This window comes from Isoptericola sp. F-RaC21, assembly GCF_038593535.1.
Lineage (GTDB): Bacteria > Actinomycetota > Actinomycetes > Actinomycetales > Cellulomonadaceae > Isoptericola.
The window spans coordinates 565,011-579,157 of sequence record NZ_JBCFYX010000005.1 but is presented as its reverse complement, the minus strand read 5'-3'; the positions used below and the strand labels follow the sequence as shown (position 1 = coordinate 579,157).

Here is a 14,147-nt window from a genome sequence, read left to right as displayed (position 1 = left end):
GAGTCAGGACGGCGCGCGGTCCGGGCACGTCACGTGCAGACGCGCCCGGACCGGCGGGCAGGGGTCAGGTCGGGTCAGGTCCGTCGGCTCACTTCGGCCAGGCGGACTCGACCTGGTCGGTGACCTGCTGGGTGCTCGACCCGGTGAGCCACTCGACCACGCCCGTCAGGAAGGCCGCCGTGGCGTCCGTCGGCATCAGGTCTGACGCGTCGAAGGCCACCACGGTGTCGGGGTCGCTCAGCACCCCGGCCACGTACTGGTCGAACTCCGTGGCGAGGTTCTTCGGGTCGAGCCCGCTGTTGGCGCTCACCCAGCCGCCGTCGGGCGTGTTCAGCGCCTTCTGGTTGGCCCAGTCCGCGCTGGAGAGGTAGGTCTGGAAGGCCTGCACCTCGGGACGGTCGTCGAACGCCGCCACGAACTCGCCGCCGCCGAGCATCGGCTTGACGTCGGTCTGGTCCGTGGGCAGGTAGAACGCGAACACGTCGCCGTCCTGGGACACCTCCGTGCCCTCGGGCCACTGCGTCTGGTAGAAGTTCGCCGCGCGGTGCATCCAGCAGTTGCCGTCGAGGATGCCGTTGCCGGCGTCCGTCCACGACTGCGTGGCGATCGAGTCGACGCCGCCCAGCCCCGCGTTCACGTAGTCCGGGTTCTTGAGGATTTCACCCGCCGTGTCCCACGCCTTGACCACCTTCGGGTCGTTGAACGGGATCTCGTGCTTGTACCACTTGTTGTACTCGTCGACCCCGGCCGTCCGCAGCATCGTGTCCTCGATGAAGTCGGTGCCCGGCCAGCCGGTCGCGGCTCCCGACTCGACGCCTGCGCACCAGACCTGGCCGCCGGTGTCGTCGTGGATCTTCTTGGTGAGGTCCATCAGCTCGGTCCACGTCTGCGGCACCTCGTAGCCCGCGTCGGAGAACATCGACGGCGAGTACCAGACGAACGACTTCGCGTTGGCGCCCAGTGGCGCCGAGTAGAAGGTGCCGTCGACCGTGCCGTAGCCCTTCCAGGTCTCGTTGAAGAACTCGTCGACGTTCTTCGCGGTCGCGTCGGGCGCCGGCTTGATGGCGTCCGGGTAGTCCTTCACGAGCGTGTTGAGCAGCCCGGGCTGGGGCAGGTAGGCGAGGTCGGGCGCGTTGCCCGCCTTGACCCGCACCAGGAGCTGGTCCTCGAACTCGCGGGACGCCTCGTACTTGACCGTCACGCCCGTGCACTTCTCGAACGCGTCGTAGGAGGCCTCCTGGGTGGCGCCCTCCGGGTCCACGATCGAGGTGTAGACGCTCACCGTCTTGCCGTCGAGGTCGCCGAACTCGTCGTAGGCGGCACAGTCGATGCTCGCTGCCGAGCTGTCGGCGCTACCGGTCTCGTCGCCGGCACCGCCCTCGCCGTCGGGATCGCTGCACGCCGCCAGCACGAGCGCGAGGCCCGCGCCGCCAGCCGCCAGCGCCAGTGCGCGTCGCCGCGCCGTCGTCGTTCGTCTGGTCATGCCAAGCTCCTCCACTGCGTCGTGGTCCACGGAGGTGTTCCCGCCGAGCGGCGGCCCGTGATCCCCTGGTCCCCCTGACCGGGATCCTGCCTCCCCCCAGAGTTCATCGCACCCCCACCCGAAGGTGCAAGTTCCTGCAACTCGTTTCACGGTCACGACTCGGTGACGATTCATGACACCCTGGGACCAGCCCCCGTCACGAGCCTTTCGAGAGGACCGCCATGATCGAGCTGAGGAGCCCGCGAGAGATCGACCAGATGCGCCCCGCGGGGCGCTTCGTGGCCGAGGTGCTCACGGCCGTCCGCGACGCCGCAGCCGTCGGGGTGAACCTCCTCGAGCTGGACGCGCTCGCGCACCGGATGATCCGCGACCGCGGCGCCGAGTCCTGCTACATCGACTACCACCCGTCGTTCGGCGCCATGCCGTTCGGCAAGGTGATCTGCACGTCCGTCAACGACGCCGTCCTGCACGGCCTGCCGCACGACTACGCGCTGCGCGACGGCGACCTGCTGAGCATCGACTTCGCCGCGTCGGTCGACGGGTGGGTGGCCGACTCCGCCCTCTCCTTCGTCGTCGGCGCCTCCGCCACGCCGCAGCGCGCCGCCGGCGACGCGAAGCTCATCGAGACCACCGAGGTCGCGCTCGAGGCGGGCATCGCCGCCGCCGTCGCCGGCAACAAGATCGGCGACATCTCCGCCGCCATCGCCAAGGTCGCCCGCGGCGCCGGCTACGAGATCAACACCGACTTCGGCGGCCACGGCGTCGGTCGCACCATGCACGGCGACCCGCACGTGCCGAACGACGGCCGCCCCGGCCGCGGCTTCCCGCTCAAGCCCGGCCTCGTCATCGCCATCGAGCCGTGGTTCCTCGAGACCACCGACGAGATCTTCACCGACCCCGACGGCTGGACCCTGCGCTCCGCCGACGGCTCCCGCGGCGCGCACAGCGAGCACACCATCGCCATCACTGAGGACGGCCCGATCGTCCTCACCGCGCGGGACTGACCCGGCGCGGCACGGCGGCGGGCCGCTCCGATCGTCAGCCGAGGCCTTCGACGATGCGGAAGTCGCGCTCGAACCCCTCAGGCAGTGCAGCCAGCGCCTCCCGGTACGCCGCGCTCTCGTATGCGGCGACCGCCTGCTCGAAGCCGTCGAACTCGATCAGGACGACGCGATCGGCAATCCCAGCCTCGTGCGCGACGATCCGGCTGCCGATGCTGGCGAGCACCCGCCCGCCTGCCGCCGCGACGGCCCGCCCGGCCAGCCCGTTGTAGGCATCGAGCGTCTCGGGGTCATCGATGGCGGGATAGACGCTGACCCAGTAGCCCTTGGACATGGAACCCCCAGTTCCCGGACGAGTAAGCGCTTCGAAATTCGAAGCGTCATGGTGTGCGACGCTACCGATTCGGAATCCGAAGCACAAGGGGGACGGGAGCCATGAACGCACCGCAGACGCCCATGCCGGGCCGACCAGTCCGCGGGTCCACGACCGGACGATCCTTGATGGCGGCACTGGACCTGTTCGGGCGTCGCTGGACCCTGCGCATCATCTGGGAGCTGGGGGACGAGCCGCTCGGCTTCCGGCTCCTGCAGAGGCGCTGCGACGACATGTCGTCGAGCGTCCTGCAGCAACGGCTCGCCGAGCTCCAGGAAGCCCGGCTCGCCGCGGTGCTGAGCGACGGCAGCTACACCCTCACCCCGCTCGGCCACGACGCCCGCGAAGCTCTCCGTCCGCTCATCGAGTGGTCGCTGCGGTGGGCTGCCGAGGTCTCCGACCCCTCGCCCTCCCCCGAGAAGACGGGCGACGGCCGGCCCGACCGGTGACGGCCGTCGTCCGCGAACCACCTCGGACGTCGGGGGCCGGGCCAGGCAGGAGCTATCGCAGGAGCGAACGCAGCACGGGCACGACGCCGTCCTCGTCGACGGCGCCGGTGACCTCGTCGGCGGCGGCGCGCACGACGTCGTCGGCGTGCCCCATGGCGACGCCGCGGCCGGCCCAGCGCAGCATGTCGACGTCGTTGCGCCCGTCGCCGACGGCCACGGTGTCCGCGGGCGCGACGCCCAGCCGCTCGCGCAGGCGCTCCAGCCCGGACGCCTTGGTGACGCCCTTCGGCGCCACGTCCATCCACGCCGTCCAGCCGACGGCGTAGGTGACGTCGCCCAGGCCGATCCGGGCGGCCATCGCGCTGAACTCCTCGGGCGTGCGCTCGGGGCTGCGGATGACGACGCGGGTCACCTCGCGGGCCCAGAGCTGCTCGAAGTCGACGACCTGGTGGACGCCGTCGAGCTCGCCGTCCGGGAACAGCGCGTTCATGCGGAAGCCCACGCCGACGTCCTCGACGGCGTAGCGGGCGTCGGGCAGCTCCTCGCGCAGCAGCCGCAGCGCGGGGCCGGGGTCGAACGTGCGCACCTCGTCGAGCTCCCAGCCCTGCGGCAGGGACGCGTCGAGGCGCACCGTCACGGCGCCGTTGGAGCACACCATCCAGCCGGTCGTGATGCCGAGCAGCTCGGCCACCGGCGTCATCGCGATGAGCGACCGCCCCGACGACAGCACCACGTGGTGCCCCGCCGCCTGGACCTGCGCGACGGCGTCGCGCACCGCGGGCGACAGGCCGCCGTCGTACCCGAGCAGCGTGCCGTCGATGTCGAGGGCGACGAGGTGGGCGGTCACGTCACGCGTCACGCGGTGGGCTCGAGCACCTCGAGGCCGCCCAGGTAGGGCCGCAGGCCCTCGGGCACCCGCACCGAGCCGTCGGCCTGCTGGTGGTTCTCGAGGATGGCGACGATCCAGCGGGTGGTGCCCAGCGTGCCGTTGAGCGTGGCGACCGGGCGCGTGGTGCCGTCCGCGGTCCGCTCGCGCACGCCCAGGCGGCGGGCCTGGAACGTGGTGCAGTTGGACGTCGAGGTGAGCTCGAGGAACCGCTCCTGCGTGGGCAGCCAGGCCTCGCAGTCGAACTTGCGGGCGGCCGACGTGCCGAGGTCGCCGGCGGCGGTGTCGATGACGCGGTAGGGCAGCTCGACCTTCGCCAGCATGGCCTCCTCCCACGCCAGCAGCCGCTGGTGCTCGGCGGCCGCGTCGTCCGGGTCGCAGTAGCTGAACATCTCGACCTTGTGGAACTGGTGCACGCGGATGATGCCGCGGGTGTCGCGGCCCGCGGCGCCCGCCTCGCGGCGGTAGCAGGCGCTCCAGCCCGCGTACCGCTTCGGGCCCGCCGACAGGTCGAGGATCTCGTCCGCGTGGTAGCCCGCGAGCGCCACCTCGCTGGTGCCGACCAGGTACAGGTCGTCCTTCTCCAGGTGGTACACCTCGTCCGCGTGGCTGCCGAGGAACCCGGTGCCGCGCATCGTCTCCGGCTTGACCAGCGTGGGGGTGATCATCGGCGTGAAGCCCGCCGCCACCGCCTGGTCGACCGCCGCGTTGAGGATCGCCAGCTCGAGGCGCGCCCCGATGCCGGTGAGGAAGTAGAACCGCGAGCCGGACACCTTCGCGCCACGCGCCGTGTCGATCGCCGCGAGGCCCTCGCCGAGCTCCAGGTGGTCGCGCGGGGCGAAGCCCTCGGCCGCGAAGTCGCGCGGCGTGCCGACCTCCTTGACGACGACGTAGTCGTCCTCGCCCCCGGGAGGCGCACCCTCGACGACGTTCGCGATGCGGTACAGGAGCTCGTCGACCGTCTTCTCCGCGTCCGACGCCTCCGCCTGTCGCGCCTTGACCTGCTCCGCCAGGTGCTTGGTGTGCGTCAGCAGCTCGGCCTTCTCCTCGCCCTGGGCCTTGGCCACCTGCTTGCCGAGCGCCTTCTGCTCCGCGCGCAGCGACTCGAACTCCGTGAGGGAGGAGCGACGGCGCGCGTCGGCGTCGAGCGCCGCGTCCACGAGGGCGGGGTCGTCGCCGCGGGCCAGCTGGCTCGCACGGACGACGTCGGGGTTGTCGCGCAGCAGTCGGAGGTCGATCACGCCCGCAAGCCTAACGGCCGGGCCTCGCGGGGCCCCACGCATATCCGTGGGGCTGCCGCCCGGAACTACCTCGCGGTCGCACGGACTACCTCGCGCTGTCCCGAACTACCTCGCGGCCTCGCGGACTACCTCGCGGTGGCCCGGACTACCTCGCGGTGGCCGGGACCACCTCGGCGTGAGATGCGCGACCTCGGCGGGTCCCGGGGCGGGAATCGGCATAGGTTGCCGTCATGCCGGATGAGTACGCAGAGATCGTCGCGCTGGTCGTCGCGCTGGTCGTCGTGCTCGGCGCGCTCGCCGCGGCGCTGGTGCTGTGGCGGCGGGCGCGCACGCGGGAGCACGTCCTCGCCGCACGGGACGCCCAGCGCGCCCAGGAGGGCGAGGCACGCGGGATGCGCCTCGCCGTCGTCATCAACCCCTCGAAGGAGGGGGCGGCCCAGGTGCGCTCCGTCGTCGAGCGCGTGTGCGCCGACGCCGCGCTGCCCGACCCCCTGTTCTACGAGACGACGGTCGACGACCCGGGCACCGGCCAGGCACGTCAGGCGCTCGCGCAGGGCGCGGACGTCGTGGTGGCCGCGGGCGGGGACGGCACCGTGCGGGCGGTGGCGGAGGTGCTGGCCGGCACCGGCCGGCCGATGGGGCTCATCCCGGTCGGCACCGGCAACCTGCTGGCCCGCAACCTCGACCTGCCGCTGACGTCCGTGCCGGACGCGGTCGCGGTCGTGCTGGGCGGCACGGACCGCGCCATCGACGTCGGGCGCGCCCGCGTCACCGAGTTCGCCCCCGACGCCGAGCCCCTCGTCGACGGCGACCCCCACCAGGCGCACCTCTTCCTCGTCATCGCCGGGCTGGGCTTCGACGCCGCGATGGTGGCCGACGCCGACGACCAGCTCAAGGCCAAGGTCGGCTGGGTGGCGTACTTCGTCGCCGGGGCGCGGCACCTGCACGGCCGGCGCATGCGCGCGACCATCCGGCTGGACGACGGCGAGGCCGTCGAGGCCCGGCTGCGCAGCATCATGGTCGGCAACTGCGGCAAGCTGCCCGGCGGCATCACCCTGCTGCCCGACGCCGTCATCGACGACGGCGAGCTGGACGTCGCCGCCATCGACACCCGCGGCGGGCTCGCCGGGTGGGCGCAGCTGCTCGGGGAGGTCGTGGCGCAGGGCCTCGGGGTCCGCAACGACCTGCCCGGGAAGATCGGCCGCATCGACCACACCCGCGCCCGCCGTGCGGTGATCCGGGTGGACGACGGCGAGCAGGCGCAGGTGGACGGCGACCCGCTGGGCAACGCCGTCGAGCTGGAGACCTGGGTGGAGCCCGGGGCGCTCGTGGTCCGGACGGGATGATCGCGTGAACGTCCGGCGACCCAGGAGGGCCCCGCGGCCCCCCGGACCTGGGGATGCATAGGCTGGCCCGCGTGATCCGCCCCGCCCGCGCGCTCGTCGCGTCGACGTTCGCCCTGCTCGCCGCGCTCCTCCTCGGAGCTCCGTCGGCGACCGCGGCCCCGGCGCCGGCGGACGCCGAGCCGCCCGAGGCCCCGCTGGTGCTCGCCGGCGTGTCGGGCCTGCAGTGGTCCGACGTCGACGCCGCGCGCACGCCGAACCTGTGGCGGCTCATCGGGGGCGGGTCGGTCGCGTCGATCGCGGTGCGCACCCTCACCCCCACCTGCCCGGTCGAGGGCTGGCTCACGCTGTCCGCGGGCAGCAAGGCCGTCGCGCAGACCGCGGACGCCGAGGGCGAGGACGCCGCCGAGGACGACGTCGCCCAGGACCCCGCCGACGGCGCCCCGGCGCTGGGCTGCCCCACCGTGCCCGAGCCGCCCGCCACGGCAGGGGGGACGGCAGGAGGCACGGACGAGGCCGACCGCCCGGTGCGGACGCACGTGCCGGGGTGGACGGAGCTGGCCGCCAGCGACCCCCTCACGCCGAACGCCGCCGAACCGGGCGCGCTGGGCGAGGTCGCCGACGTGGCGGGCGCCTGCGCGACCGCCGTCGGCCCGGGGGCCGCCGTCGCGCTCGCCGACGCGGGCGGGAGCGTGCCGCGGTACCTCCCCGACACGGGGCGGCTCACGGCCGCCCAGGTGGCCGAGTGCCCGGCCACCGTCGTCGACCTGGGCGTGCTGCCCGACGCCGCGAACGAGCGCACGGCCGCGGTCGAGGAGCTCGACGCGCAGGTGGGCCGGCTGGCCGGCCTGCTGCCCGCCGGCGGGCGCCTCGTGGTGGCCGGGATCTCCGACACCCCGCTCGGCCCCGCCGACCTCCAGGTGGTCGTGGACTGGACGTCGCCCGGCGGCAGCGCGACGTGGCTCAGCTCGACGTCGTCCCGGTGGGCCGGGGTGGTGGTGCTGGCCGACCTGTCCGCGACCGTCGCCGACACCGTGACCGGCGGCGCGCTGTCCGGGACCGCCCCCGACGACACCGCGACGGACGACGACGGTGACGCCTCGACGAGCCCGACCAGCGGGGAGGACGACGCGCTCGCGGCCGCCCTCACACCGTTCACCGGCTCCCCGCTGGAGCGCGGCGACGACCGCCGCATCTCCGTGTCCCGCACGGTGGAGAACCGGCAGTACCTCAGCGTGCTCACCGACACGGTGCCGCGGCTGTCCCCGCTGGTGCTGGGGCTCGTCGGCCTGGCCGACGTCGTCGTGGTGGGCGCCCTGCTGCTCGCCCGCCGCCGCGGCGCCGAGCCCGCCGGGTCGGCGGGGCGGCGGTTCGCCCGCCGCGTCGGCCTCGCGGTCCTCGTCGTGGCGTCGAGCCTGCCCGTCGCGGCGTCGCTGGCCACCCTGTCGCGCTGGTGGGCGGCGCCGTCGCCGGTCACCACGCTGGTGCTGGCGCTCACCGTCGCGGCGCTGGTCGCGGCGCTCGTCGCCTGGTTCGCCCGCCGCCTGCTGCCGCCGTCGCCATGGCGCCTGGCGACCAGCCTCGCGGGCGTGACGTGGCTGGTCGTCACGGTGGACGGGCTCACCGGCACGACGCTGCAGCAGGGCTCGCTGCTGGGCCCGGCGCCGTCCCTCGGCGCGCGGTTCTACGGCTTCTCCAACACCGTCTTCGCCGTCTACGCCGTGGTCGGGCTGGTCCTCGCCGCGGGGCTCGCGGCGGCCGTGCGCGCCCGCGGCGGCAGCCCCGCGCGGGCCGGGTGGACGGCGGCGGCCGTCGGCCTGGTGACCGTGCTTGTCGACGGCCTGCCCCCGTTCGGCGCGGACTTCGGCGGCATCCTGGCGCTCGTCCCCGGCTTCGCCGTGCTGGCGCTCGGCGTGGCCGGCGTGCGGATCACGTGGCGGCGCGTGCTGCTCGTGGCCGCCGGGACCGTGCTCCTCGTGGCCGTCGTGTCCGTCGTGGACTGGCTGCTGCCCGGTCCGGGCAGCCACCTCGGCGGGTTCGTCGAGTCGGTCGTCGAGGGCAAGGCGCTCGGAGTCGTGGCCGGCAAGGCCGGGGGCGCGTGGGCCACGGTCGCCAACCCCGCCGGGGCGGCCGCGCTGCTCGTGTGCGTCGCGGCCGCGTGGGCCGTGCTCTCCCCCGGCCGCGCGCGCCTGGACGGCCTCGCCCGCGCGTACCGCCAGGACCCGGTGCTGTGGCGGCTCGTCGTCGCGCTGGTGGTGACGGCCGGCGTCGGCACCCTGCTCAACGACTCCGGCGTCGCGGTCGCCGCGATCGTGCTGGCCCTCGCGCTGCCCGTGCTGCTCGCCGGGCGCCTCGCCCACGCGGAGGAGGCCACCGCCCTCCCCCGGGACGACGCCGCGCGCGCCGCCGGGCCCGTGCTCACCCGGATGCCGGCCGTGCTCGTGGGGGCCTCGGCGGGGCTGCTCGTCGCGCTGCTCGTCGGCACCACGGCGCTGCCCGGCTCGGCGTCGGCGCGCGCCGGGGACGTCTCCGCCGCCGGCACCCCCGTGGTCGACGACGCGCACCCCGTCGTGATCGTCGGCACCCAGGGCGTGCGCTGGGAGGACGTCAGCCCGTCGGCCACCCCCACCCTGTGGGACGTGCTGCGGGACGGCGCCAGCGGCGCCGGCGTCACCCCCGCCGTCGGCGGCGCCTCGGCGACCTGCCCCGCGGCCGGGTGGCTCGGCCTGTCCTCCGGCCGCAGCCCCGTGACGGGACAGACCACCGACGGCGCCTGGTCCTGCGCGCCGTGGGAGGTCACGCCCGACGGCGCGGGCGGCGGCACCAGCGACGACGCCGCGACCGTCGACGGCTGGGACGGGCTCGCGGCGCTGCAGTCGTCGTCCGAGTTCCGCCCGACCCTCGGCGTGCTCGGCGACGCCCTCGCCGACGGCGACGTGTGCACCACCGCCGTGGCGCCCGGGGCGGCGCTCGCCCTCGCCGGCCGCGACGGCACCGTGGCGCGCTACCGCGACCTCGAGGCGGCGCTCGCCGACCCGGCCGACACGTTCTCCTGCCCCGTGACCGTGGTCGACGCCGGCAGCGCGCCGTACCACCCGGACCCCGAGGGCTACACCGGCCTCGTCCCGCTGCCCGACGGCGTCACCTCCGACGGCCCCGACCGCGACGCCGCCCTGCGCGCCGTCGACGCGACCGTCGGGCGGGTGCTGGCCGCGGCGCCCGCCGACGCGACGGTGCTCGTGACCGACGTCGGCAACCCGGCCCCCGGCCGTCCGGCCCTCGGCGTGGGCGTGGCCGACGCCGACGCCGACGACGCGCCCGCCTACCTCACGTCCGGCGCCACGCACTGGCTCGGCGTCGTGCGCCTCCTCGACGTGCCCACCACGCTCGTCACGGCGTTCGGCCTGCCCGTACCCGCCGACCTCAGCGGCTCGCCCATCGAGCTGGCCGCCGAACGGCCCGGCGGCACCGGGGCCACCGTGCGCGAGCTGGCCGGGCTCACCGAGCGGGACCACATGCTGCGCGTGACCACCGGCACCGTGACCACCGCGCCCGCCTACGTGGGGCTCGCGGCGTTCGCCCTGGTCGTGCTCCTGCTGCCGCGCCTGCGCCGCACGTCACCGCGGGCCGCGAGCCGGTGGGCGCGCGTGCTCGACGCCGTCCTGCTGGTGTGCGCGTCCGTGCCGGCGGCCGCCTTCCTCATGACCGCGTGGGGCTGGTGGCGCCTGGCGGAGCCCGCCACCTCCCTGTGGGTGACGCTCGGCCTGAGCACCGTCGTCGTCGCGCTCGTCGGCGCCCTCGCGCCGCGCCGGCCGGCATGGGCCGGCGCGACGGTGGTCGCGACGCTCACCTTCCTCGTCCTCACGATCGACGCGATGCTCGGCACGCCCCTGCACCGGGGCAGCCCGCTGGGCTCCGCCCCGACGCTCGGCGGCCGCTACTACGGCTTCGGGAACCCCACGTACTCGATCTACGCGACGGCGGCGGTGATCGCCGCCGCCGGGCTCGCCACCGCCGTACGCCGCCGCTGGGGGAAGATCCCCGCCGGGGTGGTCGCGTCGGCAGTCGGGCTGGTGACGCTGGTCGTGAGCGTGTGGCCCACCCTCGGCGCCGACGTCGGCGGCGGGCTCGTGCTGCTGCCCGTGTTCGTCGTCGTCGTGCTCGGCGTCCTCGAGGCCCGCGTCACCTGGAAGCGGCTGATCCTCGCCGGCCTGGCGGGCGTGGCGCTCGTCGCCGCGATCGGCGTCGTCGACTGGCTGCGGCCGCCGGCCCAGCGCACGCACCTCGGCGCCTTCGTGCAGTCGGTGGTCGACGGCACCGCCCTCGAGACCATCGCCCGCAAGGCCGGGTACGCCCTGCGGTCCCTGACCGGCGGCGTGCCCGCGTGGCTCGCGCTCGCCGTCCTGGTCGGCCTCGTCACCGTCCTGTGGGGCGGGCCGCGCCTGCGGGCCCGGTGGCTCCAGCGCTCCGAGGACGCCTGGCCGCTGCTGCGGCCGGTGCTGGTCAGCCTGATCCTCGCCGGCGTCGGCGGCGCCGTCGTCAACGACTACGGCATCCGCATGGTGTCGATCATGCTCGCGGCCGCCGTGCCGCTCGTCGGGTCGATCGTGCTACGGACGTGGATGACGGAGCCCGACGATCCGGGTCAGCCGGCGTCGCCGGGGCGGCTGCCCGCGTCGTCGGAGGTGGCGGCGTCGGCGGAGGTGCCGTCGGACGCGCCATCGGGGGTGGCGGCGTCGTCGGCGGAGGACGGCGACCGGCCGGGCAGGTAGACCGACACCTCGGGCTCGGGGTGCTGCCGGCCCCGGACCACGAGCAGCGCCACGCCCAGCGCGACGGCGACGAGCGACGTCCAGATGTTGGCCGGGATGCCGAGCCACGCGTTGCTCGTCGGGTCGATGCGCAGCGCCTCGAGCCAGCTGCGCCCCAGCCCGTACCAGACCAGGTACAGCGCGAAGAGCCGCCCCCAGCGCAGCCCGTACCCGGGCTCGCCGACGGCGTCCGCCCGGGCCTCGGCGCGGCGTCGCACCGCGCGCTCGACGAGCAGCAGGACGGCGACGCCCAGCAGGTTCCACAGCATCTCGTACAGGAACAGCGGGTGGAACAGGGTGTCGTCCGGAAAGCCGGCCACCGGGTGGTCGATCTCGAGGCCCCAGGGCAGCGTGGTGGGCGCCCCGAAGAGCTCCTGGTTCATGTAGTTGCCGAGGCGCCCCACGGCCTGGGCCGCGAGCATGCCGGGCGCGAGCGCGTCCGCGAACGACCAGAACCGCAGGCCGGCCCGGCGGCAGCCGATCCACACGCCGAGCGCCCCGCCGATGAGGGCGCCGTAGATGGCGATGCCGCCGTCCCAGATGCGCACCCACTCCCAGTAGCCCCACGGGCCGGTGCCGTCCGAGTAGTCGCCCAGGTGGGTGAGCACGTGGTAGATCCGCGCGACGACGATGCCCAGCGGCACCGCCCACATCACGATGTCGAGGGTCACCTCGGGGCCGGCGCCGCGCGCGACGAGGCGCCGGTGCGTGATCCACGTGGCCAGCACGATGCCGGCGAGCAGGCACAGCGCGTAGACGTGGACCGAGAACGGCCCGAGCTCGAGCACCGACCAGGCGGGGTCCGGGCTGGGGATCGACATGGAGAGTCCTCCGGCAGCGGGCATGGCCCGAACCTACCGCGAGCCGCCGTCCGCCCGGCGCGTCAGTGGCCGGCGCCGAGCCTGCCCGCGAGCCGGTCGAGGCGCTCGGCGCTGTCGGCGTCGAGCCCGCGGAACTCGACCGTCGTCCCGTGCTGGGCGTACTTGTGCTGGACGGCGTCGAGGGCGGCGACGGTGGACGCGTCCCACACGTGCGCGCCCGACATGTCGACGATCACGCGGCGCGGGTCGCCGGCGTAGTCGAACTGGTAGACGAGGTCGTTGGACGACGCGAAGAAGAGCTCGCCGTCGACGACGTAGACGCGCTCGCCGTCGGGGTCACCCGTGCCCTCGGCGCCGTCGTCCAGGCGCGTGACCGTGGTCAGGTGCGCCACCCGCCGCACGAACAGGACCGCCGCCACCACGACGCCGACGACCACGCCGTAGGCGAGGTTGTGGGTGGCGACCGTGACCGCGACGGTGGCGAGCATGACCGCCGTCTCCGACTTCGGCATGCGCCGCAGCGTGGCGGGGCGGATCGAGTGCCAGTCGAACGTGCCGACCGAGACCATGATCATCACGGCCACCAGGGCGGCCATCGGGATGATCGCGACGACGTCCCCCAGGCCGACGACCAGCACCAGGAGGAAGACGCCGGCGAGGAAGGTCGACAGCCGGGTGCGCGCGCCGGAGACCTTCACGTTGATCATGGTCTGGCCGATCATGGCGCAGCCGCCCATGCCGCCGAAGAGCCCCGTGACGACGTTCGCGACACCCTGCCCCCACGACTCGCGGGTCTTGTTCGAGTGCGAGTCCGTGATGTCGTCGACGAGCTTGGCCGTCAGCATCGACTCGATGAGCCCGACCAGGGCCATGGCGAGCGCGTACGGCGCGATGATGCGCAGCGTGTCGAGGGTCAGGGGGACGTCGGGGAGCCCGAGCGTGGGCAGCGAGTCCGGCAGCGCGCCCTCGTCCCCGACCGTCGGGACCGCGAGCGACGCGCCCACGGTGACGAGCGTCAGCAGGACGATGGCCACCAGCGGCGCCGGCACGACGCGCGTGAGCCGGGGGAACCCCACGATGATCGCGATGCCCGCCCCCACGAGCGGGTAGACGACCCACGGCACGCCGACGAGGTGCGGCACCTGGGACGTGAAGATGAGGATCGCGAGCGCGTTGACGAAGCCGACCATCACCGAGCGGGGGATGAACCGCATGAGCCTGGCGACGCCCAGCAGGCCCAGCACGACCTGGAGGATCCCGCCGAGGATCACGGTCGCGACGAGGTAGTCGACGCCGTGGTCGCGCACGACGGGCGCGACGACCAGCGCGACGGCGCCCGTGGCGGCGGAGATCATCGCCGGCCGGCCGCCGACGAACGAGATCGTCACCGCCATCGTGAACGCCGCGAACAGCCCGATGCGCGGGTCGACGCCCGCGATGATCGAGAATGCGATCGCCTCCGGGATCAGCGCGACGGCGACCACGAGGCCCGCGAGGACCTCCGTGCGCAGGCGGCGGACCGAGGAGAACGCGGCCCGGAACGAGAACTCCGCGCCGGCGTCCGGCGGGCCGGCCACGGGCTGGACGGCGGAGAGCTGGACGGCAGGCTGGTCGGCGCGCGGGTCGCGGGGCACGCGGGTCTCCGTTCGGTCGGGTGGGGACGCGCGTCGTCGCGGCGTGAGGCGGAGGGCCGCGGCCTACGAGCGGGGCCGGGCGAGCGCCGACTCTACCCGGCCGGC

The 14,147-nt window shown here is 74.6% G+C and carries 9 protein-coding genes; 3 read left to right on the top strand and 6 right to left on the bottom strand.

What is annotated here, in order from left to right; translation table 11 throughout:
* Positions 1-88 precede the first annotated feature (88 nt).
* A complete protein-coding gene (locus AAG589_RS20820) occupies positions 89-1,483 on the bottom strand; it encodes an ABC transporter substrate-binding protein (RefSeq protein ID WP_430569204.1) in 1,395 nt (464 codons plus the stop codon).
* Positions 1,484-1,704: 221 nt separating this feature from the next.
* On the opposite strand from AAG589_RS20820, the gene map reads away from it, so the two are divergent.
* Positions 1,705-2,487: a type I methionyl aminopeptidase gene (map, locus tag AAG589_RS20815; RefSeq protein WP_430569203.1), complete on the top strand. Its 783-nt coding sequence runs from the start codon at positions 1,705-1,707 to the stop codon at positions 2,485-2,487.
* Between the two features lie 34 nt (positions 2,488-2,521).
* Here the strand turns inward: map and AAG589_RS20810 are convergent, their stop codons facing one another.
* The gene (locus tag AAG589_RS20810) at positions 2,522-2,818 is read right to left on the bottom strand and encodes a DUF1330 domain-containing protein (protein WP_430569202.1); all 297 of its coding nucleotides are present in this window, start codon (positions 2,816-2,818) and stop codon (positions 2,522-2,524) included.
* A gap of 167 nt (positions 2,819-2,985) precedes the next feature.
* Between AAG589_RS20810 and AAG589_RS20805 the strand changes: the two genes are divergently transcribed.
* The gene (locus tag AAG589_RS20805; RefSeq protein ID WP_430569201.1) at positions 2,986-3,306 is read left to right on the top strand and encodes a winged helix-turn-helix transcriptional regulator; all 321 of its coding nucleotides are present in this window, start codon (positions 2,986-2,988) and stop codon (positions 3,304-3,306) included.
* 52 nt (positions 3,307-3,358) lie between these two features.
* Here the strand turns inward: AAG589_RS20805 and AAG589_RS20800 are convergent, their stop codons facing one another.
* Together AAG589_RS20800 and serS are read right to left on the bottom strand one after the other, a co-directional pair.
* Complete coding sequence (locus AAG589_RS20800; protein ID WP_430569200.1) at positions 3,359-4,165, bottom strand: HAD family hydrolase; 807 nt, start codon at positions 4,163-4,165, stop codon at positions 3,359-3,361.
* Positions 4,162-5,433, bottom strand: a complete 1,272-nt coding sequence (gene serS / locus AAG589_RS20795) for a serine--tRNA ligase (protein ID WP_430569199.1) — start codon at positions 5,431-5,433, stop codon at positions 4,162-4,164. The genes AAG589_RS20800 and serS overlap by 4 nt, the downstream gene beginning before the upstream one ends.
* A 230-nt stretch (positions 5,434-5,663) precedes the next feature.
* On the opposite strand from serS, the gene AAG589_RS20790 reads away from it, so the two are divergent.
* Positions 5,664-6,779, top strand: a complete 1,116-nt coding sequence (locus AAG589_RS20790; RefSeq protein ID WP_430569198.1) for a diacylglycerol/lipid kinase family protein — start codon at positions 5,664-5,666, stop codon at positions 6,777-6,779.
* A 4,642-nt stretch (positions 6,780-11,421) separates the two neighbouring features.
* On the opposite strand, the gene lgt is transcribed toward AAG589_RS20790, so the two are convergent.
* On the bottom strand, positions 11,422-12,408 hold the full coding sequence (gene lgt / locus AAG589_RS20785; protein ID WP_430569197.1) for a prolipoprotein diacylglyceryl transferase: 987 nt from the start codon (positions 12,406-12,408) through the stop codon (positions 11,422-11,424).
* A 62-nt stretch (positions 12,409-12,470) separates the two neighbouring features.
* Positions 12,471-14,042 carry a SulP family inorganic anion transporter gene (locus AAG589_RS20780; RefSeq protein WP_446719772.1) on the bottom strand — a complete coding sequence of 524 codons (1,572 nt, stop codon included), beginning with the start codon at positions 14,040-14,042 and terminating at the stop codon, positions 12,471-12,473.
* Between the last annotated feature and the right edge of the window lie 105 nt (positions 14,043-14,147).

Bases quoted from the DNA above. Each gene is read 5' to 3' on its own strand.
- map (WP_430569203.1), top strand. From the start codon at position 1,705: ATGATCGAGCTGAGGAGCCCGCGAGAGATCGACCAGATGCGCCCCGCG.
- lgt (WP_430569197.1), bottom strand. From the start codon at position 12,408: ATGTCGATCCCCAGCCCGGACCCCGCCTGGTCGGTGCTCGAGCTCGGG.
- AAG589_RS20805 (WP_430569201.1), top strand. From the start codon at position 2,986: ATGGCGGCACTGGACCTGTTCGGGCGTCGCTGGACCCTGCGCATCATC.
- AAG589_RS20790 (WP_430569198.1), top strand. From the start codon at position 5,664: ATGCCGGATGAGTACGCAGAGATCGTCGCGCTGGTCGTCGCGCTGGTC.
- AAG589_RS20820 (WP_430569204.1), bottom strand. From the start codon at position 1,483: ATGACCAGACGAACGACGACGGCGCGGCGACGCGCACTGGCGCTGGCG.
- AAG589_RS20810 (WP_430569202.1), bottom strand. From the start codon at position 2,818: ATGTCCAAGGGCTACTGGGTCAGCGTCTATCCCGCCATCGATGACCCC.